The sequence below is a fragment of the Streptomyces sp. CB02056 genome (genome assembly GCF_001905545.1).
Taxonomy (GTDB): domain Bacteria; phylum Actinomycetota; class Actinomycetes; order Streptomycetales; family Streptomycetaceae; genus Kitasatospora.
In genome coordinates, this window is sequence record NZ_LIPD01000022.1 from 1 (window position 1) to 22,625 (window position 22,625).

General features: G+C 72.3%; 20 protein-coding genes, 2 pseudogenes and 3 CRISPR repeat arrays (1 of these 25 running past the window's edge). Of the genes and pseudogenes, 6 read left to right on the plus strand and 16 right to left on the minus strand.

What is annotated here, in order from left to right:
* Positions 1 to 877 (minus strand): BBE domain-containing protein (locus tag AMK13_RS45550; protein WP_241853203.1); only part of this gene is annotated, 877 nt, incomplete at its 3' end.
* Positions 878 to 1,535: 658 nt separating this feature from the next.
* Positions 1,536 to 2,057: pseudogene (locus AMK13_RS45555) on the minus strand (FAD-binding oxidoreductase); the annotation flags it as partial.
* A 299-nt stretch (positions 2,058 to 2,356) separates the two neighbouring features.
* Here AMK13_RS45555 and AMK13_RS37245 point away from each other — a divergent pair.
* The 4 genes from AMK13_RS37245 to AMK13_RS37260 are packed head-to-tail and all read left to right on the plus strand — an operon-like array spanning position 2,357 to position 5,416.
* Entirely contained in the window at positions 2,357 to 3,346 is a 990-nt protein-coding gene (locus tag AMK13_RS37245) for an ATP-binding cassette domain-containing protein (protein ID WP_074005994.1), read from the plus strand.
* Positions 3,347 to 3,348: 2 nt separating this feature from the next.
* Positions 3,349 to 4,128, plus strand: a complete 780-nt coding sequence (locus AMK13_RS37250) for an ABC transporter permease (protein ID WP_074005995.1) — start codon at positions 3,349 to 3,351, stop codon at positions 4,126 to 4,128.
* A 42-nt stretch (positions 4,129 to 4,170) separates the two neighbouring features.
* Positions 4,171 to 4,971, plus strand: a complete 801-nt coding sequence (locus AMK13_RS37255) for a mycothiol-dependent nitroreductase Rv2466c family protein (protein WP_074005996.1) — start codon at positions 4,171 to 4,173, stop codon at positions 4,969 to 4,971.
* 7 nt (positions 4,972 to 4,978) lie between these two features.
* Positions 4,979 to 5,416: a MarR family winged helix-turn-helix transcriptional regulator gene (locus AMK13_RS37260; protein WP_074005997.1), complete on the plus strand. Its 438-nt coding sequence runs from the start codon at positions 4,979 to 4,981 to the stop codon at positions 5,414 to 5,416.
* Positions 5,417 to 5,737: 321 nt separating this feature from the next.
* Here the strand turns inward: AMK13_RS37260 and AMK13_RS37265 are convergent, their stop codons facing one another.
* The 4 genes from AMK13_RS37265 to AMK13_RS37275 all read right to left on the minus strand — a co-directional run bounded on the left by AMK13_RS37265 (position 5,738) and on the right by AMK13_RS37275 (position 7,724).
* Positions 5,738 to 6,193 (minus strand): hypothetical protein, encoded by a 456-nt coding sequence (locus tag AMK13_RS37265; RefSeq protein ID WP_074005998.1) that lies wholly within the window; start codon positions 6,191 to 6,193, stop codon positions 5,738 to 5,740.
* A gap of 85 nt (positions 6,194 to 6,278) precedes the next feature.
* Positions 6,279 to 6,821, minus strand: coding sequence for a zinc ribbon domain-containing protein (locus AMK13_RS37270; RefSeq protein ID WP_143204724.1), 543 nt, complete (start codon positions 6,819 to 6,821; stop codon positions 6,279 to 6,281).
* Positions 6,822 to 6,837: 16 nt separating this feature from the next.
* Positions 6,838 to 7,155, minus strand: coding sequence for a hypothetical protein (locus AMK13_RS43175; RefSeq protein WP_143204725.1), 318 nt, complete (start codon positions 7,153 to 7,155; stop codon positions 6,838 to 6,840).
* Positions 7,152 to 7,724 carry a recombinase family protein gene (locus AMK13_RS37275; protein ID WP_158077792.1) on the minus strand — a complete coding sequence of 191 codons (573 nt, stop codon included), beginning with the start codon at positions 7,722 to 7,724 and terminating at the stop codon, positions 7,152 to 7,154. The genes AMK13_RS43175 and AMK13_RS37275 overlap by 4 nt, the downstream gene beginning before the upstream one ends.
* A gap of 168 nt (positions 7,725 to 7,892) precedes the next feature.
* On the opposite strand from AMK13_RS37275, the pseudogene AMK13_RS42580 reads away from it, so the two are divergent.
* Positions 7,893 to 8,012: pseudogene (locus AMK13_RS42580) on the plus strand (exodeoxyribonuclease III); the annotation flags it as partial.
* Between the two features lie 353 nt (positions 8,013 to 8,365).
* Positions 8,366 to 9,187: direct repeats of the CRISPR family, unit length 29 nt; unit sequence GTCGGCCCCGCGCTCGCGGGGATTGCTCC.
* 361 nt (positions 9,188 to 9,548) lie between these two features.
* Here AMK13_RS42580 and AMK13_RS37285 read toward each other — a convergent pair.
* Positions 9,549 to 9,812, minus strand: a complete 264-nt coding sequence (locus AMK13_RS37285; RefSeq protein ID WP_143204726.1) for a hypothetical protein — start codon at positions 9,810 to 9,812, stop codon at positions 9,549 to 9,551.
* Complete coding sequence (locus AMK13_RS37290; RefSeq protein ID WP_074006003.1) at positions 9,776 to 9,964, minus strand: hypothetical protein; 189 nt, start codon at positions 9,962 to 9,964, stop codon at positions 9,776 to 9,778. Before AMK13_RS37290 ends, AMK13_RS37285 begins: the two co-directional genes overlap by 37 nt.
* A 203-nt stretch (positions 9,965 to 10,167) precedes the next feature.
* Between AMK13_RS37290 and AMK13_RS37295 the strand changes: the two genes are divergently transcribed.
* On the plus strand, positions 10,168 to 11,451 hold the full coding sequence (locus AMK13_RS37295; RefSeq protein ID WP_074006004.1) for a helix-turn-helix domain-containing protein: 1,284 nt from the start codon (positions 10,168 to 10,170) through the stop codon (positions 11,449 to 11,451).
* A CRISPR array of direct repeats spans positions 11,452 to 11,907; the repeat unit is 29 nt; unit sequence GGAGCCATCCCCGCGCGTGCGGGGCCGAT.
* 18 nt (positions 11,908 to 11,925) lie between these two features.
* Here the strand turns inward: AMK13_RS37295 and cas2e are convergent.
* The 8 genes from cas2e to AMK13_RS37335 all read right to left on the minus strand — a co-directional run bounded on the left by cas2e (position 11,926) and on the right by AMK13_RS37335 (position 21,527).
* Positions 11,926 to 12,204, minus strand: a complete 279-nt coding sequence (gene cas2e, locus AMK13_RS37300) for a type I-E CRISPR-associated endoribonuclease Cas2e (protein ID WP_074006005.1) — start codon at positions 12,202 to 12,204, stop codon at positions 11,926 to 11,928.
* Entirely contained in the window at positions 12,201 to 13,223 is a 1,023-nt protein-coding gene (gene cas1e, locus AMK13_RS37305) for a type I-E CRISPR-associated endonuclease Cas1e (protein ID WP_074006006.1), read from the minus strand. Before cas1e ends, cas2e begins: the two co-directional genes overlap by 4 nt.
* 3 nt (positions 13,224 to 13,226) lie before the next feature.
* Entirely contained in the window at positions 13,227 to 14,000 is a 774-nt protein-coding gene (gene cas6e / locus AMK13_RS37310) for a type I-E CRISPR-associated protein Cas6/Cse3/CasE (RefSeq protein ID WP_074006007.1), read from the minus strand.
* 4 nt (positions 14,001 to 14,004) lie between these two features.
* Positions 14,005 to 14,862, minus strand: coding sequence for a type I-E CRISPR-associated protein Cas5/CasD (gene cas5e, locus AMK13_RS37315; protein WP_074006008.1), 858 nt, complete (start codon positions 14,860 to 14,862; stop codon positions 14,005 to 14,007).
* Positions 14,862 to 16,004: a type I-E CRISPR-associated protein Cas7/Cse4/CasC gene (gene cas7e, locus AMK13_RS37320; RefSeq protein WP_074006009.1), complete on the minus strand. Its 1,143-nt coding sequence runs from the start codon at positions 16,002 to 16,004 to the stop codon at positions 14,862 to 14,864. Before cas7e ends, cas5e begins: the two co-directional genes overlap by 1 nt.
* Before the next feature lie 62 nt (positions 16,005 to 16,066).
* On the minus strand, positions 16,067 to 16,669 hold the full coding sequence (gene casB / locus AMK13_RS37325; protein ID WP_074006010.1) for a type I-E CRISPR-associated protein Cse2/CasB: 603 nt from the start codon (positions 16,667 to 16,669) through the stop codon (positions 16,067 to 16,069).
* Positions 16,659 to 18,380: a type I-E CRISPR-associated protein Cse1/CasA gene (casA, locus tag AMK13_RS37330; RefSeq protein ID WP_079272869.1), complete on the minus strand. Its 1,722-nt coding sequence runs from the start codon at positions 18,378 to 18,380 to the stop codon at positions 16,659 to 16,661. Before casA ends, casB begins: the two co-directional genes overlap by 11 nt.
* A 234-nt stretch (positions 18,381 to 18,614) precedes the next feature.
* Positions 18,615 to 21,527 carry a CRISPR-associated helicase/endonuclease Cas3 gene (locus AMK13_RS37335; protein ID WP_074006068.1) on the minus strand — a complete coding sequence of 971 codons (2,913 nt, stop codon included), beginning with the start codon at positions 21,525 to 21,527 and terminating at the stop codon, positions 18,615 to 18,617.
* 158 nt (positions 21,528 to 21,685) lie between these two features.
* Positions 21,686 to 22,625: a CRISPR direct-repeat array (repeat unit 29 nt; unit sequence GTCGGCCCCGCGCTCGCGGGGGTTGCTCC); it runs 249 nt beyond the window's last position.

A 22,625-nucleotide genomic window follows, 5' to 3' on the forward strand; every position in this document is an offset into this window, starting at 1 on the left:
CGAAGGTCAGGGTGACCGGCGTGGCCGCCGCCGTGGCCGGGTTCCCGTTCCGGGCCGAAGTCCGGTCCTGGGCCGCGACGGTGACGTGCCCGATGGTCACCGGGTCCGGGCTGAAGGTGTTCACCAGGTGGATCCGGGCGGAGCTGCCGCCGATGCTGGTGTGGACGACCATGCGCAGGGTCTGCCGCCCCGTCACGCCCGAGGCTGCCGGCGGTCCGGCCAGGCTCATGGCGGTGCCCCAACTCCCCGTCCAGGCCGAGGACTCGGGGCGCGGCGCGCCCGGGCCTGGCGGGAGCGCGGCGGGGACCGGCCCGCAGCCGGCGGCCGCGTTCGCCGGGGCCGCGGGCGGCAGGGCGGCGAACGCGCCGAGGACGACGGCCGCTGCCGTCATGGCGGACAGGCGGCCCCGCGGTGGGCGACGTGCACAGGAGTCCTTTCGCCGGGTACGGAAAACCACGTTCCCGCATGGTTCGGGTGACGAAGAAATGGCGGCGAACAGGTCCAGTGGGTCCCAGCGTTCCTTGACCCGTTGCAGCCGCCGGTGGTTGTCCCGGTAGTAGAGGGGCGCTCCACGGCACGCCCGAGGTGTTCCAGCCGGGGTCGGCGAGGTCCGTGTCCGGGTAGTTGACGTAGGCGCCGCCGTTGGCCTCGTTCGGCACCGGCACGCCGCCGGTGTCGGCGTGCAGCTCCTGGTAGAGGCCGCGCACCCAGGCCAGGTGGCGTTCGGTCTGCTCCGGCTCGCCCCACAGGGTCTCGTGGACGACGCTGAACAGGCTGTCCCGGTGGGGCAGGGCGGTGGCGTCCTGGGGCACGGTGTTGATCCGTCCGCCGAGGAAGGTGAGGTAGACGCCGGCGGTGGCGAACTCCTCGCCGCCACGGTTCAGGTGGTCGTGCAGGACCGCGATCTGCCGATCGGACCAGGGTTTGCGCAGCAGGGTGGACTTGGACTTGAACCGGGCGCCGCCCGGCCACTGCACCACGCCCAATACCGACTTCAGCCACGGCGTCTCGGCGGTGTTCGCCGTGTGCGGGACGCCGGCCGCGGCGGTCAGTTCGGCGGCGAAGGCGTCCAGGAGTTCCCGGGCGCGGGGGCGGGAGGCGTCGAGGGCGGCGTCCACCGAGACCCGCCCGGCGGCGCGGTGGCCGAGGGTGAGGCCGCTCGACAGGTCGGCGTAGGGCGTGTCCGTACCGGCGTGCTGTTGGTGCCAGTCCCCGTGGGCGCGCAGCAGCCGGGCGAACGCCTCCTGGCTCAGGTCCTGCCACTGCCAGCCGAGGGACACCGAGCGTACGGCGGTCGGCGGCTTCGGCAGCAGGTCGCCCGGCGCGCCGCCGGCGCCCGGCGACCGGAACAGGTAGCGGGTGACGGCCCCGAAGTTACCTCCTCCGCCGCCGGTGTGGGCCCACCACAGCTCGCGCTCGGGCCCGGTGGAGTCCCGGGTGGCAGTGACCAGGCGGGCTCGGCCGGACCGGTCCACGACGACGACCTCGACACCGTACAGGTGGTCGACGACCAGCCCGTACCGGCGGGACAGTGCCCCGTAGCCGCCGCCCGCGACGTGGCCACCCACCCCGACCCCGGGGCAGCTGCCACCCGGCAGGGTCACGCCCCAGCCCAGGAAAAGCGTGCGGTAGACCCGCCCGAGGGTGGCGCCGGCCGCAACGGCGAAGAGCTGCCGCTCCGGGTCGTGGAAGACGTCCGTCATCTCGGAGACGTCGATCAGGACCCGGACGGCGGGGTCGTCGACGAAGCCCTCGAAGCAATGGCCGCCGCTGCGGACCGCGATCCGCTTGCGGTCCCGGGCGGCCTGCTCGACCGCGGCGACCACCTGGCCGGGCGAGCCGACCAGGTGCACCACGTCCGGGTAGCCGGTGAAGCGGCCGTTGTGTCCGCGGGTGGTGAGTTCGGCGTAGCGGGGGTCGTCCGGGCCGAGGACCACCGGCCCCAGGGGGGCAGGCGCTCCGGCCGCCGGAGTGGCGGCGGCCGGGGCACCGAGCAGCGCGACTCCCCCGGCCACCGTCGAGAGCTCCATCAACCGTCTGCGTGTGAGACCTGCCATGGGGTTCACCGACCTTCCCGTGCGGCCTGCGGCCGATCGTCCGTCGGCGATCAGCCTGGGGTCCGTCGCTGGCGGGCCGGTGGAGGGTCACTGGTGCTCGGCGTGCTCGAACGGGGTTCCGAGGACGGGAAGAAGACTGTCAGCAGCCCTGACAGTGACGTTATTGACGCTTCTAAGCTCTCAGAAGTCAAGAGCCCGGAGCAGCTGGCTTCTCCTCCGCCCGGCCGGGGCCGCTCTGATCGGCCCCCGGCAGCCGTGACCTCCGCTCCGCCCTCCACGCCCCCCGTACGGGAGACCTCATGATCCACACCCGCGGACTCACCCGAAGTTTCCGCGCCAAGGGAGAGACCGTCGAAGCCGTCCGCGGTCTCGACCTCGACATCGAGGCCGGCTCCGTGGTGGCCTTCCTCGGCCCGAACGGCGCCGGGAAGACCACCAGTCTGCGGATGCTGACCACCCTGCTCCCGCCGACCGCGGGCACCGCCACCGTCGCCGGGCACGACGTGGTGGCCGACCCGGCCGGGGTGCGACGCCGGATCGGCTACCTCGGCCAGGGCAACAGCGCCGGCACCGGTTTCCGGGTCATGGACGAACTCGTCACCCAGGGTCGCGCCTACGGCCTGAGCCGCGCCGAGTCGCACGCCCGGGCCGGACGCCTGCTGGACGCCCTCGAACTGGAAGGGCTGGCCCGGCGGACGGTCGGCACCCTCTCCGGGGGTCAGCGCCGCCGGCTCGACATCGCCATGGCCCTGGTCCACGAACCGGACCTGCTCTTCCTCGACGAGCCCTCCACCGGGCTGGACCCACACAGCCGCGCCAACATCTGGGAGCACGTGCTGCGCCTGCACAAGGACCTCGGCACCACCATCGTCTTCACCACCCATTACCTGGAGGAGGCCGACCTGTGGGCCGGGCGGGTGCTGGTCGTCGACCACGGCCGAGTGATCGCCGACGACTCCCCGGAGCGCCTCAAGGCCGAACTCGCCGGTGACCTCATCACTTTCACGACCGCCGACCCCGCCGACACCGGCCCGGCCGCCACGCGGGCCCGTACCCTGCGGGCCGTTCGGGAAGTGACTGTCGAGGACCGGGAGGTGCGGGTCCGGACCTCCGAGGGCGACGTCCGACTGCCGGAGCTGCTTCGCGACCTCGACGCGGCCGGGATCCGGGTGCACAGCACCCGGCTGGCCCGCCCCACCCTCGACGACGTCTTCCTCACCCTGACCGGCCGCACCCTCCGGGAGAGCGCCGACGCCGGCATCCCGGCCACCCCTCACCAGGGAGCCTGACCATGAAGATGCTCACCGACACCCGCACCGCGTTCGCCCGCGAGCTCAAGCCCGAACTGCGCCAGCCCGTCGGCCTGCTCTTCACGATGATGCTGCCGTTCCTGCTGCTCGGTCTCTTCGCGCCGCTGCTCTCCAGCTCGGTCCCGGGCGCGGGCGGCGGTCCGGCCGGTGCGGGCTCGCCCTGGCAGTGGTTCGTCCCCGGCATGCTCGTCCTGCTCGGCCTGTCCGCCACCGCGGGGGCGGGCGCCTCACTGCTCAACGAGATCTCCTCGGGCGCTTTCGAGCGGCTGCTCGTCACCCCGCTCAACCGGGCCGCCATGCTGGTCGGCCGGACACTGAAGGAGGTCGTGGTCCTGCTCGCCCAGGCCCTGCTGATCCTCCTCCTGCTGCTGCCGACCGACTTCCGGCTGCACCTGCCGGGCGCCCTGGCCGGGCTCGTGCTGCTGAGCGTCTTCGGCGTAGGCATCGGCGCGCTGTCCTTCACGCTGGCGCTCCACTCCCGGCGCCAGCAGACCCTGTTCTACGGGGTACAGCAGGTGGTCTTCTTTCCGCTGCTGCTGCTCTCCGGGGTGCTGCTGCCGATCACCGAGGCGGCCGCGCCGACCTGGCTCTACGTGCTGAGCCGGATCAACCCGGTGACCCACGTGGTCGAGGCCGAACGCGCCCTGTTCGACGGGCAGTTGACCGAATCAGTAGTGCTGTACGGATTCCTCGCAGCCGGCGCCATCGCGATGCTGGGCGTCGTCGCCGGGATCCGCGGCATGCGCAACGCATCATCGTAGTGCCAGTTCTGACGAAGCATCGCGTCTACCAAAGGAGTCACCGTGACCGACCGCAGCACGCCGGGCCCCGGTGCCCGCACCGTGGACGTCTGGTTCGACCCCGCCTGCCCCTACACCTGGCTGACCTCCCGCTGGCTGCGGGAGGTGACCCGGGTCCGCCCGCTGGCACCGCGCTGGCACCTGATGAGCCTGGCGCTCCTCAACGAGGGCCGCGACGACGACCCGGAAGGGGATCCCGACGGCTACCTCCTGGTGCCGGTGCGGATCGCCACCGCCGTCCGGCAGGCCCACGGCCAGGACGCCCTGGTCCGCTTCCACCGCGCCCTGTGGGCCGGCAGCGGCCGGCGCTGGATCACCGACCCGGCCACGGCGCTGGCCGCCGCCGGCCTGCCGGCCGCCCTGGCGGCGGCCGGCACCTCCACCGCGCACGACGCGGCGCTGCGCGCCTCACACGCCGAAGCCCTCGGCCTTTTGGGCCCGCGCACCGGCACCCCGGTGGTGGCCGTCACCGACCCGGCACGACCCGGCCGTCCTCCGGTGGCCTTCTCCGGGCCGGTCCTCTCCCGCGTGCCCCGCGGAGAGGAGGCGGGCCGACTGTGGGACGCCACCCTGCTGCTGGCCGGCACCCCCGGCTTCCACGAACTCAAGGGAACGCCCGCGTCCCCGGACCCGGACGTCGGCACCGGGGACGGGGCGGGGGACGGGCTGCTCGGCACACCGAATCCCGGGAGCTGGTGCCGGTCCCGGAACGCCCGGTCACCGAGCACCGCTCCGGTCGGCGTCACAGCCGGACATGACGTACCGTCGGCGGAGAAACGATCACGGCTCCCCCGGTTGAGGTGAACCGCCCTTGAGGGCCCACATCCCCTATCTCCTGGCCGTGGCCAGCACGGTGGCGACGCGACGGGTGGACGAACACCTGCACCACTATGACCTGACAATCCGTCAGCACGGGCTGCTCACCCAGCTGTCCCACGAACCCGGGCTGACCATGGCGGACCTGGCCCGTCAGCTCGGCATCGCCCGGCAGTCGGTGCACCGGCTCGTCGACGAACTGGTCGAGGCCGACCACGTGCGCCGTCGGCCCGGAGCCGACGACCGCTCGCGCCGACTTGAACTCACCGACACAGCCCGCTACATGCTGACCCGGATCGACGGTCCGCTCACACGGGTGGAGGCGGACCTGCTCGGTGACCTCGACCCGGACGAGGTCGAGACCCTGCGCGAGCTCCTCCAGCGGGTGCTGGCGCACGCCACCGACGACGAGGCGTGGCTGCCCGCCCAGTGACGTCACCCGACGGACGGGGGCCGGGAACGGAGGTCGAGAACGCGTCGAGGAGGGGTCGAGGTCCGCCGGCGGCGACCTCCTCGCGCGCATCAGGGAGTCTGCGCCACCCCTCGAAGAGATCTCCGAGGCTGCGCACCCGTTCGTCCTGGTGCTCATCCTCACGCAAGGTGCGCTGGTCGACCTCGTCGGTCTGCGGGTCGTAGCCGTAGCCGACATGCACGAATCTCGTCGTTCACGACGACTTGCCAGGCTTCTGAGCCGCGACCGACAGCAACAGATCACGGTGCAGTTGCATGGTCTCGGTTGTGGGGCCGTGAGAGGTCAGCCTGCGGTGCGGGCCATCTCGAGGTCGACCCGCGAGATGGTGCTCATTGTGTTCTCCGGCGCGTTGCGGACGAGCTTGAACAGCCCTTCGAGAGGAGCGCCTCGGTCGTACCGGACGGCAGGGGAGGTGATGTGGTCCAGTGGACGATTGAGCAGCTGGGCCGGCGTCGATTTACCGCCGGTGTCGCCGCCCTGGCTGTAGCCCGGGCCTTCACCGGGGACCTGCGGCGCCAGCCACAGGTCGCCGTCGTCGGTGCGCACCCACACCGCACCGTAGGAGAGGACCACTTCGCTGAGGCGCGACGTGGTGCGCGGCCGCCGGGAGGCAGGGGCGAAGAGCGTGCGCCGGCCGTGGGAGCTTTCGGTCCGATCGACCGGCAGACCGGTCGCCGTGGCGTACAGAAGCTCAGCTTCGTCCCGGTCGGAGCGCACCCAGCGCTGCAGCACCGCCAACGGCCGGTCGACGGGCGCCGACTCCAGGCCTGATCGTCATCATCCTGCGCTGGTCAGCCGACCTCAGGTCCACGCGGACTTCGGATCACCGGCCTACGTCGAACTTCCAGAGCGCTCCAGCTGCCGTACGCGTGCTTGGAGTTCGGCGGGTGGGTACCAGCCTTAGGTGGTGGGTTGCATGTAGAGGCGGGCTTTGAGGCCGAGGAGGACCGGCGGCGGTGTTCCTGGTCGGCGCGGGTCCGAGGCCCGCGAAGGTCTGGCCGGTCTCCGCCTCGGCCCAGGCCGAAGGGCGCTGTGGGAGGGCTGCAAGGCGTCGGCGTTCGTCGACCAGGACTTCGAGGGCCTCGGAGTACTCGTCGTCGCCGCCCGGGTAGTCGAACAGGTTGCGGCGCTTCTCCTCGCACAGGTCGCGCATGGCCACGGTGACATGGTTGAGCTGCTCAGCGTGGTCCTCGCCGGGGATGAACCTGCGCACCGTCATCGCCAGCCCGGCCAACCGCTCCACCAGAGCACTGATCGCGGCCGTGACGCGCTCACCTTCGACGGACTGGCCCTTGCAGGACGGCTTCCCTGCGGTCTTCGCGCAGCGGTAGTACTCGTACACCTTGCCGTTCTTCGCGAGGTTCACCTGCCGGTACAACCGGTCACCAACGCGGTCGCAGTGCGGCACCCCGGCCAGGGCGAGGCGCCGTTCGAGCGCTCCTTCGTGACCGACCGCTCGTCCATCGCCGCCCGGATCGGCAGGCCCTTCCGTCCCGGGCGATCTTGCGCGCCTTGACGGAGCGGCCGGTCAGCTTCAAGCCCATCATCGCCAGCGATCGCAGGATCTTCCCCACACTCGTCGGGTTCCAGTGGTTCGACGGCAGCTCCTTGCGCTTGCTCGAGTGCGACTCGCCCTGATTCATGAACGCGTGGGCGGCGGGGGTGTCGAAGCCGGCGACCTCCAGGACCATGGCGATCATCCACTGACTCCGCCCCTCCAGTAGAAGCCTGCCCATGCAACCGGACAGTCTCGGAAGTGACCGGGTCCGGCTCCACCGATCGGCCGCCGCCGGCACGGTCGACAATCCGCTACCCGTACAGCGGCTGACCGCCAGCCCAGCGGTCCGTCTTCCGCAGATGCTTGTGCGCCGACGTGACCCGGGCCTTGATCCGCCTGAGCTCCATCTCCCGCGAAGATCGACGCCGGCATCAGGAACACCTTCGCCAGCTCGTTCCCGAACGACGACTCGCGGCCCTCCCGGTAGTCCAGCGTGATGCCGCCGTCGGTGAAGACCAGGACCTTGTGATTCTCCTCCGCCCAATGCGCCATGTCTGCACAGTTCTTCGCCGACCGGAACGCCCGGTCGACCTTCGCCCACTCCAACGCGCCCCACTCGCCCTGCCGCTCGGTCAGCCACGGCCCCTGGTCCGGACGCTTCCACGGTGTGATCTCAGCAGAGACGTCCAGGTCCTCGAACGACCCGACAATCTCCCACTCCTTCGACAGCGCGTGCTGGGTCGCCGACTCCGCCTGCACCAGGTACGACACCCTTGCCCTCATCCCCATGCGTGTCCGACACACGCGAACCCACCACCGCCCGCACCGGCACCGAAGCCGTCATGATGATCACAGGAGGTCCCCTACCGTCCAGGCCAGCGAGCACCCTCGAACAGGCTCCGCTCGAACGGGTAGACCTTTTTCGAAAAGGTGTCGTTCGGCTGGCGCATCGACCTCCAGGTCACCACCCCCACCCTCGCTACCAAGGCCACCGACACCCACGCCGAACGCTGGAGCGACCACGCCCCGGTCACCGTGGCCTACGACGTGGACAACTAACCGGCCTGTCGCACCACTTGGATAGCCCAGAAGTGCCCCGGCGCACGGCACGCCCACGCACCGGGGCACCACTCCCACTTCCCCCGGCCCCGCCCATCCGACGGGTCACGTCCCTCGCGCTTCGCAGGCTCGTTCCCGCTGTGGCCGCCGGTCCCGAGGCGCCTCCGCCGGCTCCCTAGTCAGCACGGGGCACACCAGCGAAGTACCGCTCGCCACTTGCTATCCAGTCCACCATCACCACAAAGCCAGCCGACTCCACCACCAACAACCCATGAGCTCTACTATGGATAGCCAACCGGTTCGAACTGAATCAAATAGCGCTCGCTGAAGCGAATCACCGCAGGTCAGCAAGTGTCGGCCCCGCGCTCGCGGGGATTGCTCCCGCTCCCGGCGCGGCTTGTTCGCCTTGAACCTGTCGGCCCCGCGCTCGCGGGGATTGCTCCCGCCGTCGGCGGTGGGCGGTGATGGCCCGGTAGTCGGCCCCGCGCTCGCGGGGATTGCTCCATCAACATCGGCGGCACCGTGCACGGCGGCCAGTCGGCCCCGCGCTCGCGGGGATTGCTCGCGCCCGCCACAGGATGAGCAGGCCGACCACGGGTCGGCCCCGCGCTCGCGGGGATTGCTCCGAGGCCCAGGCCAGGAAGCCGGTGAGCGTGCTGTCGGCCCCGCGCTCGCGGGGATTGCTCCTGCGGCGACTTCCTGTGGATCGCCACGTCCGGGTCGGCCCCGCGCTCGCGGGGATTGCTCCGCGCAGCGGGCAGAGATCCACATTGACACATCGTCGGCCCCGCGCTCGCGGGGATTGCTCCGGGACCTGGTCGTCATCGATCTTGATCTTGTTGTCGGCCCCGCGCTCGCGGGGATTGCTCCCAGCGGTAGGGCGCGCCCGCAGCCCGCCGCACGTCGGCCCCGCGCTCGCGGGGGTTGCTCCATCAAGACCGGGAAGGCGAGCACCGCCAAGGGGTCGGCCCAGCGCTCGCGGGGGTTGCTCGTCGCTCGAGACCATGAGCACGGCCGAGCTCCAGTCGGCCCCGCGCTCGCGGGTGTTGCTCCGTCCGGTGGCACATCGGCAACCTGATTCGGGAGTCGGCCCCGCGCTCGCGGGGGTTTCCCCAGGGCGTTGGTGTCTCCCTGTCCGACCGCTCTGTCGGCCCCGCGCTCGCGGGGGTTGCTCCTTCCAGGTGTCCCGGGCTGCCGACCGGTGGCTGTCGGCCCCGCGCTCGAGGATTGCTCCCGGTCTGGCGGAGCTGGGAGAGGAACCCGCCGGTCAGCCCCGCGCTCGTGGGGGTTGCTCCACAGCACCACGCTCGCCGACCACGAGCGGCACCCGGTCGAGGGTGAGCGGGCCCGGACTGCGGCCGACGAAGTGCGGTAGGCGGACCGGCGACAGCTGCAGCCGGTGTCCTCGGCGTCGGGATCATCTCGGGCTACTGGCCGCGCTGGTGGCTGTCCTCGCTGGGCTCCGCCTCTGAACTACCGCGCCCCCGCTCGGCTTCGGCCGAGCGGGGGCGCGTTCGTCTTGTGGTCGGTCGGCAGCTACCCGAACGGCAACGTCGCGGTGCTGCGGGCCGTCAGGGTACGCGAGTAGTCGGCTGCCGAGGCCGTCAGGGCCCGGTAGTTGATCACCGGGTCACCTGCGGCGACCAGGGCGGTGGCGCACCCCAGGCACCACGGCCGAGGGGGGTCCACGTCCAGGTCCTCGATGACTGCATCCGCCGTGCAGCACTCGGCGCAGATCGGCATGCTGCCGTCCTCCTGCTTGCTCAGGCCCAGGTCGAGCCGCACTGGGTGCAGCCCCACCGGCCGTCCATGGTCTGGTAGGTGGCGCCCGACCCGCACATCGGGCAGGCCATGGCGGCCGCGGGCTGGTCGCTGTGCGGCAGGCTACCGGGCTGCGAGGTGTCGTGGGCCGGATTCTGCACCTCGGGGCGGTCGAGCAGGGCTGCACTCATGACGCACTCTCCTCTGGGTGAGAGGTGGATGGGGAGGCGCCCGGCCGGGGCACTCACCAGGCTTCCCGTCCGTCAGCCGCTCAGGGAGGCATGGAGGCGGCTCCCGCACGCCGTGTGCGTGCTCCGCACACCCTGTGCACGCCCTGCCTGTGGGCGCGGTCCTGCCGATACGGTGGCGGCCCCGCGTAGTCGGAGGGGGCGTCGTGTCGCGTCAGCGCCAACGTCAGCTCGGGACGGCCATCAGGTCCGCCCGGTGCGCACAGCGGATGACTCAGGCTCAACTGGGCCAGGCCTGCGGCTACTCGGCGTCCGCGATCAGCCGGGTGGAGGCGGGCCTGCTGCGGCCGGCCGACCACTCGCTCGCCGTGATCGTCCAGGTGTTGGGTCTGCAGCTTGACGCCCTTGGCCTGGGTGGAGCGGCTACTCTGGCGCGAGATGTGACCCCGGATCAGGAGGATGTCATGCTCCGCAGGCAGCTGCTCGTGGCCGGCATGGCAGCCGCCGGAGCCTCGGCACTCCCGGCAACGGCGACGGCCGCGGCCCGGCCGGATGCGTCGACCCGGATCGTCGGGGCGCTCTACGAGCCGACAGCTTCGGTGCCTGTGTCGCTGCAGGAGCTCGGCCGAGCGCTGGCCGCAGCGCGCTCGCAGTTCACCGCGGCCCGGTACGAGGATCTCGGTGCCGCTCTGCCTGGCCTGCTGAGCACGGCCCAGGCGACCCGGGACGCGTCGGCCGGCCGGGCCCGGGAGGACGCGCATGCGTACGTGGCCCGTGCCTGGGTGCTGGCGACGGAACTCGCGTTGAAGGGCCATTCGGACGTCGCCTGGCCAGTGGCGGACCGGGCTCTCGCTGCGGCCCAGGCCAGCGGTGACCCCGTGGTTCAGGGAGAGGCGGCCCGCGTCCTGGCGATCACGATGCGGCGCGCCGGCCGCCCGGCCGCCGCGGTCGACCTCCTGCGCCGCACTGCCGGATCGCTTGGCCAGGGCCCGGGCGACACCTCCCGGGCGGTGGCGGCGACGCTGCTCATGACAGCGGCCTACACGGCGGCGTGCGGGCACCGCCGCACGGACGCCCTCGATCTGATGGCGGGCGCCGAGGACGCGGTCGGCCGCTTGGCGGACGCCACCACTCGGCCGCGATCCCAGCTGTTCACGGTCGACGCCACCACCGCGCAGGCCGACCTGTACTGGATCGGCGTGCACACAGCGCTGGGCACCCCGGATGAGGGCGTCCCGTACGCGGCACGGATCACCCCGGGACGGCTGCCGACAGCAGAGCGCCGGGCCCGGTACGGCACGGACTGCGCGCGCATGTGGCACCACCTCGGCGACCACCGCCGCACGGTCGCAGCCCTGATTTTCACCGAGCAGGTCGCCCCGGAGGAGGTCCGCCGACCAGCACTGCGAGCACTGACGGCAGACCTCCTGTACGCACCCATGACAGTGGCAGGCGTGAGGGAACTGGCCGCGCGTACCGGCGTCTCGTAGAGAGCCATCCCCGCGCGTGCAGGGCCGACGGCGAAGGCCGCCCGTTCGGGCACCCAATCACGGAGCCATCCCCGCGTGTGCGGGGCCGATCTCGTGGTCAACAACGGTGGTGGCGGCGGCCAGGAGCCATCCCCGCGTGTGCGGGGCCGATCCGTTGACGCCCATGCCGATGGCGTGCTCGACGGAGCCATCCCCGCGCGTGCGGGGCCGATTACCTGCAGGGGCTCCGCCCCACGCAGACGACGGAGCCATCCCCGCGCGTGCGGGGCCGATCCGCGAAGGCGGCCCGCTCGGCGGCGAAGACCGGAGCCATCCCCGCGCGTGCGGGGCCGATACCTCCGGCTTCAGGCGGCTCCAGGCGACCGAGGAGCCATCCCCGCGCGTGCGGGGCCGATGATCACCCGGGCATCCTCCGGCAGGTCGGACAAGAGCCATCCCCGCGCGTGCGGGGCCGATGCTTCGTGACCTGCGGGTCTATCGGCGGGAGCGGGCCGAGAGGATCAGTCCGTCGAAGTCGACGGGCTTCCAGCGGTCCTTGCCCGCCGTGCGGACGGTCCAGCCTTGCTCGTTGGTGGCGGGCTCTACGAGGACGGCTTGGCCGTCGCCGATGCGGGTGGCGAGGAGGTCCCAGAGGCGGTCGCGGATGCGGCGGCTGGGGGTGCCGACGAAGACACCGGCGCTGACTTCGACCATCCAGCGGGTGAGGTGGCCGCGGAGGCCTTCGGGGGCGGCGATGAGGATGATGACGGTCATGGGCTGCTCGTGTCCTGGGTGAACTCCGGGCCGATGATGGCCAGGTGGTCGTCGCCCATGCCCGGGTCGGAGGCGGCGGGGACCGGCGGGCCTTCGGTGCCGGACCAGTTGACGCCGCCTTGGACGGTGCCGACGCGTTCGTCCCAGAGTTCGTTGACCTCGACGTCGGGCATCTCGGTGCCCTCCGGGCTGAGGAGGGTCTTGACGTCGTTCACGATGCGGCCCAGCAGCTTGTCCTGGGCGATGCGGTCGCGCAGGCCGAGGCGGGCGTCGCGTTCCTCGGTGTGGCCCTGCTGGGCGAGGTCGAAGGCGAGGGGGATCGTGTACTCGGCCTTGTAGAGGTCGGCGATGTCGAGGACGAACGAGGTGGCCAGGCCGGTGTGGACGAAGCCGAGTCCGGGGCTGGCGCCCAGGCCGGTGATGACCGCGTGGCAGATCCCGTAGAGCGCGGCGTTGGCCGCCGACAGGAGGCGGTTGAGGTCGTCGCCCGCGGCGTACGCGTCGCCGGCCTTGTAGACCCGTCCGTTCCAGGGGACGCCGGTTCGGCGGGCTTCGGCCTGGTAGAGCTTGCGGATGCGGGCGCCCTCGCGGCCGCGAAGTTGCTGCATGGTGGCGGTGCTGACGTCCTCGCCGGGGAACCGCATGCGGTACATGGTCCGTGCGACGGCCAGGCGTTCCTTCGTCCGACTCACCAGCCAGGCCTGCCGGTTGAGGAGGGCCGCGCCGCGGCTGGGGCCGAGGCCGGCGGCGTACATGCGCACGCCCTGCTCGCCGACCCAGCACACGGTGGTGCCGGAGTCGGCGAGGAGGTTGACGGCGCCGTGGGTGATGCGGGTGCCCGGGCCGAGGAGCATGACGGCGACCATCGCCGCCGGGACGCGGACGGTCTCGCGCTTGTTGATGACGACGACGGCGTTCTCGTCGCGGTCGATGTGGCTGCGCTCGACGTAGACGCTGGAGACCCGGTCGGCGAGGCGGTGCAGGTCGTGGGGGTGGGCTTTCCACCAGATGTCGGCCATCGGTCAGCGGGCTCCGGCGGGCAGCGGCGCGAGGGTGAGCAGGCCGCAGCCGTAGGCCTTGGACGGGCCGATGCCGCCGAGGAGCGCCGTCTGCAGGAGGGCGGGGTCGCTGATGCGCAGGCGGCCTTCGAAGGTGGCGGTGGTGAGCGTGACGGCGGTGCGGGTACCGGGTTTGGTGAAGGTGCTGCGGCTGCGGTCGGTGATCCGTACCTCACGGGCGGGCCGCGCGTGGGCGGGGGCGTCGGAGTCCGACGGTTCGAGGCCCGGTGCCGGGTGGTCGGTGCGGGCCTCGGGGACGGTGAAGCCCCAGCGCTCGGTGCGGTCCAGGAACCAGGCGAGCTGCTGGGCGGCGGTGCGGTGGGCCAAGCGGTAGGAGCGGTGGTGGAGTTCGGCGGCGGTCTTGGTGTGGTGAGCGCTGGGCTTCTCGGGCTTGGAGGTGTTCTGGACGGGGCTGGCCTTGAGGCGGAAGGCGAACTCGCGGCCGACGGCGAGCTGGCCGAGCAGCGGGCTGTAGTCGCGGATCGCGTAGTGCTCGCCGTCGGCGTCAGGCCATCCCGCTTGTTCGACGATGTGGGTCCAGTCCGGCTTGGAGGGGGTGAGGACCAGCAGCATCGGGCGGCGCGGGTGGTCAGCGTCCAGGCGCCACAGGATCCGGTCACCGGGTTCGGTGTCGGGGATGCCGGCCGTCACGGCGCCGTGCAGGGCGCGGGGGTTGGCGAGCAGGGTGCGGCTGGCGGCGCGCAGCGGGTTGATGCGGACGCGGGAGAGGTAGGTCATCGGGTCACCAGCCCAGCAGGGCGAACGGGTCGTGGCCGGCGGAGGCGGCGGCGGACGGTTGCGCGGTCGTGGTGGACGGGGCGAGGCCGGTGGGGACGGTGAGCCAGGCGTGGCGGATCCGCCGGGTGGAGAAGCCGCGTTCGCGGGGGTCGAAGGAACGCGGGACGTCCTGGAGGGTGTCATCGCCCGAGGGGTCGTCGAAGGTCGCGGCCAGGTCGATCCGGTGCGGCGAGAACGGCTCCGCGGCTCGCTCGGCCCGCCGCCGGTAGGCGCTCTTGGCCGCGTCGCCCGCCTGCCAGGGCTCGTCGGCGAGGACGTCCTCCAGGGTGCCGTCGCGCACGGCGCCGAGGGTGATCGGCTGGGTGGGCACGCAGGAGCGCCGGCCGAGGGCGAGTGGGAAGGCGGGGCGGCGGATCGCCTCGGCGAGCGTCTCGACGAGGGCGGCCGGGCCCTGGACGGCGGCGACGAACACCGCGTCCTGGAGGTAGTAGCGGTGGGTGACGTGGGTGTCCTTGGCCGGGGAGGTCGGCTTCTGCACGCCCTTGGCGTTCACCCCGGCCTGCGGCAGCGCCCGGCCCCGGTAGTCGCTGACGGTGTGGTAGTCGCGCAGCAGGGTGCCGGGCTGGTCGATGCGCACGCCCAGGCGCAGGCCGACCAGGTCGGTGATGTCCGCTTCGCGCGGGCGGCCCGCGGCGGCCGCGAGCAGGCCGACGACACCGGACTTGGTCGGCTGGGGCCGGCTGTCGCGGCGGTTGAACGCGCTGCGGTCGCCCCAGGACTGGAGCGGCCCGGCGAGGCGCAGCACGAGGACCGCCTGCGCCTCGTCCTTCGGGACCGTCGTGGGGGTGGGGTCGGCGGGCATCAGTTGTCGTTCACCCGCTCGATGAGCGCGGTGCGCAGGCCCTCGCGCAGCTCGGGGAAGGTGCGGTTCGCGCCGAAGGCCTCCGCCAGCTGCTGCCCGGTCTCGTCGGCGTCGGCGGTGCCGAGGGTGTGGCAGATGCCGACGTACAGCGGGGTGTCGCCCCACTGCTCGGTGGCGGTGGCGAACTCCCCCGCGAGGCGGCGCGCGGACTCCGCGACGATGCCCCGGCTCGCCGGGACCGGGTTCTCGTACGCGGAGACGAGGTTCACCGGCTGGTCGGCGCGCACGACGACGGCGACCAGGCTCGGGCGGGTGCGGTGGGCGAAGGAGTTGCCGTAACCGGTCGGCATGGAACGGGCGAAGGAGTCGACGAACAGGTCGACGGCGTCGACGGTGGCCTTGTCGTCGCCGAGGTTCTCCCGCAGCTGGTGCAGGCCGACGGTCGCGTAGCGGTAGAGCGTGGCCGAGTTGAAGCCGATGGTGCCGATCATTCCGGCGCCCGTCTCGTCGGCCGCGTTCTCGTCGTCGACCGCCGTGTAGTAGTCGAACTCGAGCTCGGCGGCGTGGGTCGAGATCGCGTGCGCGACCTGCGTCGCGGCGTCCACGTTCAGCCCCGGGATGTCGGCGACCATGCGGCCGAAGAGCGCGACGTCGGCCGGGTGGCCCGTCTGCAGCTGCTCCTTGACCGGCAGGGCCTTGACCGCCTCGTCGAGGGCCTTGGCGTCGAGGGCGGCGAGGTCGGCGGCCGTGTCGGCGACGAGGGCGGCGATGGCGTCCAGCTGGCGGCGCCCGTAAAAGAGCAGGTAGGCGGTGTCGCCCTCCTTCTTGCCCGCGGAGATCCCGGTCGACTTGATCAGCGCGTCGGCGATCCGCTGCGCATCCTCGGCGGCGAGGCCGGTGCGCTCGGCGATGGCCTTGGCAAGCTGGGCGGCGATCCGCTTGGTGCGGGTGGCGAGGTCCTGCCGGTCGCGGCTCTCGGCGAAGTGGATGCGGGTCGCGCGCTTCCAGGCCTGGGAGGAGACGCGGGAGCGGCGCTTGCCGCCGAAGTAGGCCTCCTTCGGGTTGCCGTTGTCGTCCCGGTTGAGGTTCGCCGGCGGGACGGTCTGCAGGATGTGCACGTCGATGTAGAGGCGGTCGGTCATGCGCTGCTCCTCGAAAGGTGGCGGTCCGGGCGTAGGTCGGCGGGCGATCGGTCGGCGGGCGATCAGTCGGCGGGTGCCTTGTCCTTCCAAGCCTGGTAGCCGACGGCCCACTTGAGGCGGACCTGCGGGCGCCGGTCGGTGTGGTGCCAGGCCTGGATGTCGGCCATCAGGTGGTCGTAGTCCAGCGGCTGTCCGACGGTGCGCAGCTGGGTGACCAGACCGCGCAGGTGGACCAGCAGCGCGGAGACGCTGGTGGCACCGGCGAGTTGGGCGACGCGGGTGTCGAGCGCCTCCTCGCTGAACTTGCCGCTGCGGCGCAGCGCCCGCAGGGCCTCGCCGAGCTTGACGCCGCGGCGGTGCATCGGCCTGGACTGGCTCTGCTGGTGCAGGCCGTAGAGGGCGAGGGCGGCGTGCTCGGCCTTCTGCTCGTCGGAGACCTCGTCGCGCAGGGCGAGGACGTCGTTGACCTCGCAGCTGTAGAGCGGCCACATCTTGGGGCTGTCCATGACGGGGCGGCCGAGGCCGGAGCGCATGGCCGCGAGGTCCTCGCCGGGGGGTCGGCGCGGCTGCTTGGTGCGGGGGTCGAGTCGCCAGGTGTGGTCGGGGGCGGTGTGCTCGTCCCAGTACCGGCGCTGCTTGGCGGTGGTGGTGTGCTCAGTCGTCAAGGTCCGCTCCAGGGGCGGGATCGGGTTCGAGGGCGCGTCCGGTCCCGGCGGCGCGGGCGGCGGCCGCTTCCCGGACGGCGTCGGCGTACCGGGGAAGGATCTCGTCGAGCCGGTGCCGGAAGTTGGCGCCGGCGGTGCCGAGCTTGTAGGTCTGCGACTTGCCCGACTTGCCTGCCGGGGTGACGGTGCGGCCCGTGAAGGTGGTGGCCGGGGCGGCCAGCAGGAGTTCGTTCGCCGCGTCCCGTGCGCGGTGGTGGGCGACTTCCTCCCAGGCGAGCCTGCCCCGCTCCAGGACCTCGTCGTCGGCTCCGGCGTCGCGGACGCCCGCGAGCAGACGGCGCACCAGGGGGTCGAGGGTGTGCAGGAGGAGGTCGCCGGGGCGCTGGCCCTTGTCCCAGGGGATGGGGTCGGCGCCGGCGGCCCGGCGCAGGTCAGCGGAGAGGTTGTTGACGGCCTTCGCGAGCTGCTCCGCCTGCTCGGCCACGTCCAGGAGGAGCTGGTGGGCCTCGCTGTCCTGGTGGAGGGCGAGCAGGGGCAGGGGGATGGCGTCGTGGATGACGTCCTCGACGATGGCGGACTGGGTGCCGTAGACCATGCCGAAGGTCTCGACCTGCAGCGGGTAGTCGGCGGGGAGCCGGCCGTCCTCCCGCAGGGCGCTGACCTCGTCGAGCAGAACGCTGGTCTCGAAGGCGCCGTCGGAGCTCTGGCGGGTGGGCGCGAGGAGGGCGTCCAGGCCGCGCCAGGCGGCCTTGCCCTGGGTGTGGCGGCGCGGCCTGCGCTCGGGCAGGGCGGCGGCGGGCTTCTTGGCGGGCGCGGTGAACGCCCAGGCGGTGTGCGGCTCTTGCTCGGACATCGGCGTGAGCCGGTCACCGGCGCTGACGACCACCCGCGCAACCCTCGGCCGACCGGTCTCGTCCTGGTGCGGGATGAGGCGGATCCGCCGCGCCTGCCACGTCCACAGATCGAGGAGGCCCTCGGCTTTACGGGGCTTCCAGGCGGGTTCGTGCGGGCCGCGCATCCACTGCGGGACGCCGAGGACCTCGGGCGGGGTGATGGGGAGGTTCAGCAGGAGGGTCTCGTACAGGGTGCGCCCGGTGGGGACGATGACGCCGAGCTGGCCGAGCGGGCCGGTCGGGTTGCCCGTGGTCTTGCCCGCCTTGACCTGGTCGTCACCGACGACGCCGGTCTTGATGGCGGCGGTGTCCCAGCAGTGGGCGTTCAGGAGCCAGTGGGCGGCCTGGGCCGGCGTCAGGTCGAGCGGGTCCGCGTCGCTGCGGTTGGCGAACAGCGGGACGTTGTTGCCGCTCGCCGCGGTCGCCACCAGGGCGGCGGAGCCCTTCGTCTCGTCCTTGGCGGTCCGCAGTCCGGCGACCTGCGCGAAGGGGGAGACCGGGTCGAAGAGGTCGAACTGCGCGCGGTGCTTGTCGAAGTGGGCCTGGAGCCTGTCCAGTTCGTCCTGTGTGAACCCGTCCTTCTGCGCGAGCCGGTCGCCCTTGTTCCGGAGGGTCGCGGGTGCGCCAGTGGCGTGGGCGACGACGGGCAGCAGGACCTGGCGCAGGACGGCCGGCAGCTGGGTCGAGAACTCGACGACGAGGCCCTCCAGTTCGTGGGCCCGGGCCAGGGCCTCGGCGATCCCCAGCTCCACGGGAGGCCCGCCGCCGACGGGGCGCACCGCCAGCCACGGTTCATCGACAAGGTTGTACCCAGGCACGCACTGGTCTCCCAACTGGCTCTGTCTAGCTCGCCGCTGATTCATCGTGGCATCGGTGAAGGTCTGCTGTAGGGCGAATGCTTGAATTGCTCCTCGGCCCCGCAGGATCTTGTGCGCGGGGATGGCCCCTGGCTCTGTCTGCGAGCCGGTCCCGGCTGCAAGTAGGCCCCGCGTTCGCGGGTTTGGAGTCGTGTGGGCGGAGCGGCACTCTGTCTCTCCTGCCCACACACCCCGCTATCGGTACGGTCTTCCTCCGCTCACCACGAGGCCGAGCAGGTCGTCGTAGCGCAGCCGGAAGTCGCCAATGACCGCTTCGCCCTGTCCGTCGAGCTCCAGGGCCAGGCTGTGGCGCAGCCATGGATGGTCCCGCCAGCCCGACAGCGGACCGAGCGCCTGCTCGGCCGCTTCGGTCAGCCTGGCGGGAAGGCGTACCGTGCCGGAGAGCACGTCGTCCACCACCTCCGCCGCGACCTCGCCGTTCGGGCCGAGGCTTCGGCCCGTCACTGCTCGGACGTCGTCCTCCCCGAGACGGCGCACCAGGACGACCTCCGCGCTCGGGTCGCCGTCCCGGACGAGCGCCTCGAACTGCCCCTCGGCCAGCTTGCCGAGGGCGCCGTAGTGCAGACCCGCTAGCGTCTGGGCCCCGTGCTCACCGGCACGGGTCAGCAGGTACCCGGCAGCCTTCGCTCGACGCTCGGTCTGCCGTTCCTCCCACTCCTGCCAGCCCTGCGCCTCGGCCTCGGCCCAGGCCGCCGGGACGACCGGGTCCGTGCCGTAGACCCGGGCGACCAGGTCCGGCACCTGGCCAGGGATGCTCCATGCGCCTTCGTCGGACGTCGCCGCCCGCCCGACCTCGGCGGCCGTGCGCAGCAGGAGGTAGCGGCCGTAGATCCCCTCGGAGGCCCGCAGGATGTACGGCGCCCTGTCGCCGTCGAGGCCGATGCCGGTGACGACGACGGTGGGCTGGGACAGCGCGTGGGGGCGCTTGACGCCGTCGTGGCGGTGGAGGCGGCCGATGCGCTGGAGGAGCAGGTCCATGGGCGCGAGGTCGGTGATCAGCAGGTCGGCGTCGACGTCGAAGGACTGCTCCGCGAGTTGGGTGGCGACGACGATCAGCCTGCCGGGGCGGTCGGATCCTTCTCTCGGCGGGCCGAGGAGTTCCAGCACCTCCTGGGTGCGGTCGGCCCGGTGGCCTGCGTGCAGGCGGGCATGCAGGAGCCGCACGTCGGCGCCGTACTCCTTGTGGAGGGCGTCGAACGTGGCCTGGGCGCGGGCCACGGTGTTGCGGATGATCAGCACGCATCCGCCGTCGGTCAGCCGCTCCCGCAGGTAGTCGGTCACGGCGGCGTCCGCCGGCCCGGTGTCGTCGTCCGCGGCCTGGGCATCGGTCGCCGGCTGCTCGTGGAGCACTTCGATCCGTACCTGGAGATCGTGGCGCCATGACTCGGTGCTCTCCACGAGAACCTCTGGCTGCCCGTCCCGCCCCGGCCAGACCGCCGTCACGCTCGGATAGCCCTGCGGCTCGGGAAGCTCCGGCGCCGCCGGGGCCTCCGCGGACTGCGTGCCGGCCAGGTAGGCAGCGGCCAGATCACGCCGCTGCTCGGGCGGCAGAGTCGCCGAGAGCAACACCACCGGCACGCCGGCCTGTCCGAGCCACCACAGGCCCTCCAGCAGGAACTGCGACATGTAGACGTCGGCGGCATGGACCTCGTCGAGGATCACGACCTTGCCCATCAGGCCGGCCGTACGCAGCATCACGTGCTTGGTGCGGGTCGCGGCGTACAGGAGCTGGTCGATGGTGCCGACCGCGAACGGGCTCAGCAGACCTCGGCGACGGCCCAGGAACCACTCGGCGGGGACCCTGCGCTCCCCGCCCTCGCAGCCGTCGAAGCAGTCGGTCGACATCCCGAACTCGTCTTCCCCCACGGACGAGTAGTAGGAGTCGGCGTCCTGCCCCCACTCACCGGTGCCCTCCAGGAGGGCGCGCCACTGCTTGTTGACCATACGCTTGCCGTGCAGCAGCGCGACCTGGTCCTCCAGGCCGTCGCCGACCTCGCGCAGCCACGACCGGACCTGGGTGAACATCGGGTCCGCGGTCGCCTGGGTCGGCATGCCCAGGAACACTCCGTCCGCGCCGTGACGGGCGGCCATCAGCTCGGCCGCCGCCAGCGCCGCCTTCGTCTTCCCCTCCCCCATCGGAGCCTCGACGATCACCAGGCCCGGCCCGCCCATCCGGCGCACCACGTCAAGGACCAACTCCTGCGAAGGCCTGGGCCCGTGGCCGAAACGGTCCCGGAACGCCTCCGGACCGGGCAGTGGCAGCGCTCCCCACCCACCACGCAGTCCGAGCCGCGCCCACGCTGCCGCAGCCCGCTGCCGCGCCTGCGGCATCGTCACCCTCGCCAGATCCGACACGCCCGTGAAGTGCCGCTCGTCGCTGGCGATCCAGTCCGCCATCACCACGAAGCCGGCCAGCTGGAGCTGCACCGCTCGGCTCGGCACCTCCAGAGGTTCGACGGCGGCAAGCGGCGCCTCGCCCTCGTAGCCGAGCTCCCGGGAGAAGACCTCCACCAGCGCCGACTGCGCGAGCTTCCAGGGCCGGCTGTTTCCCTGCAGCCTCTCGTTCCTCTTCGGCGGGCTCAGCTGCCCCAGGGTCGGGACCAGACCGTGGTGGCCGGCGACCAGCGGCCAGACCCAACCGACCTGCTCCTTCGACCACGTCGCTTCGGTGAGCAGCGCCCTCAACACGCGGGCACCGGCTTTGTCGTGCCGCCAGGACACCCCCTTCACCGCGTACTTGTCCCAGCTCAGGCCCGCCTGGCGGACCGCGGCCTCGCCAGCGGGGTCGAGGCACTGGAACACCGGGGTGGCCTTGCCGCAGTCATGGATCCCGCACAGCCAGGCGAACAGCCGTCGCCCCTTGCCCGGCCCGCCCGCGACGGCGTCCAGACGCCGCCGCGTCACCGGGGGCAGGTATCGGTCCCAGACGATCTCCGCCACGGCAGCGGTGTCCAGCATGTGCGACAACAACAGGTTGGCCGTCCCTCCGGCCCGCCCGGCAGACTTGCCCCACAGGGCACCCAACCAGCCCTCTACCTCAGGCGGGTACCACTGCCAGCGGTCATCGACCATCGCCTCGACCTCCATGTCCGAGTACGCTTCGGAGCCTAGGTCGGGGCACTGACAATCCACCCTGGATTCACGAAGAGACAACGATCGGCGCATGAGGTCTGCTATGGGAAGCCAACCGAATCAAACTGAATCAACCGGCGCCAGTTGACGCAGATCACCGCAGGTCAGGAAGTGTCGGCCCCGCGCTCGCGGGGGTTGCTCTGTCAGACCGGGGTGGTAACGGCCCCCCAACCAGTCGGCCCCGCGCTCGCGGGGGTTGCTCCCTCGCCACGCACACGCCACATCCGCACGGTCTGTCGGCCCCGCGCTCGCGGGGGTTGCTCCAGCAGCGTCGTTGTGCGGGTCGCGTACGGGGAGTCGGCCCCGCGCTCGCGGGGGTTGCTCCGCGGCCTCCTGCGAGATGAAGGCGTGGGTGAGGTCGGCCCCGCGCTCGCGGGGGTTGCTCCCCCCGGCGGACGGCCCGGACGGTGGCGGGCATGTCGGCCCCGCGCTCGCGGGGGTTGCTCCTCGCCCACCACCTCGACCAGGCCGTGGACGCGGTCGGCCCCGCGCTCGCGGGGGTTGCTCCTCGGCGCCGGAGATCAGGATGTCGCTGTCGTCGTCGGCCCCGCGCTCGCGGGGGTTGCTCCCGCTACCTGCTGCCAGCGGACACCTACCGGACGTCGGCCCCGCGCTCGCGGGGGTTGCTCCTGTGCTCAGGCCGTCCAGGACGACGGCGAGCGGTCGGCCCCGCGCTCGCGGGGGTTGCTCCGGCGTTGTGTCGTTCCAGCAGTTGATGGCCGAGTCGGCCCCGCGCTCGCGGGGGTTGCTCCGCCCGGCCCCCGCCTACCAGCAGGTGGTCACCGTCGGCCCCGCGCTCGCGGGGGGTTGCTCCGAGCCGCCCACCGCTGGCATGCCGACCAGCCTGTCGGCCCCGCGCTCGCGGGGGTTGCTCCCACCCGGCCGCCCCCGCCCGGCTGTTCCGCACATCGGCCACGCGCTCGCGGGGGTTGCTCCACACCGAAGGCGAGGACCTGGACACCTCGAGGATCGGCCCCGCGCTCGCGGGGGTTGCTCCAGCACCCTCTGCGGCGGCCTGGGCGGGTGCTTGTCGGCCCCGCGCTCGCGGGGGTT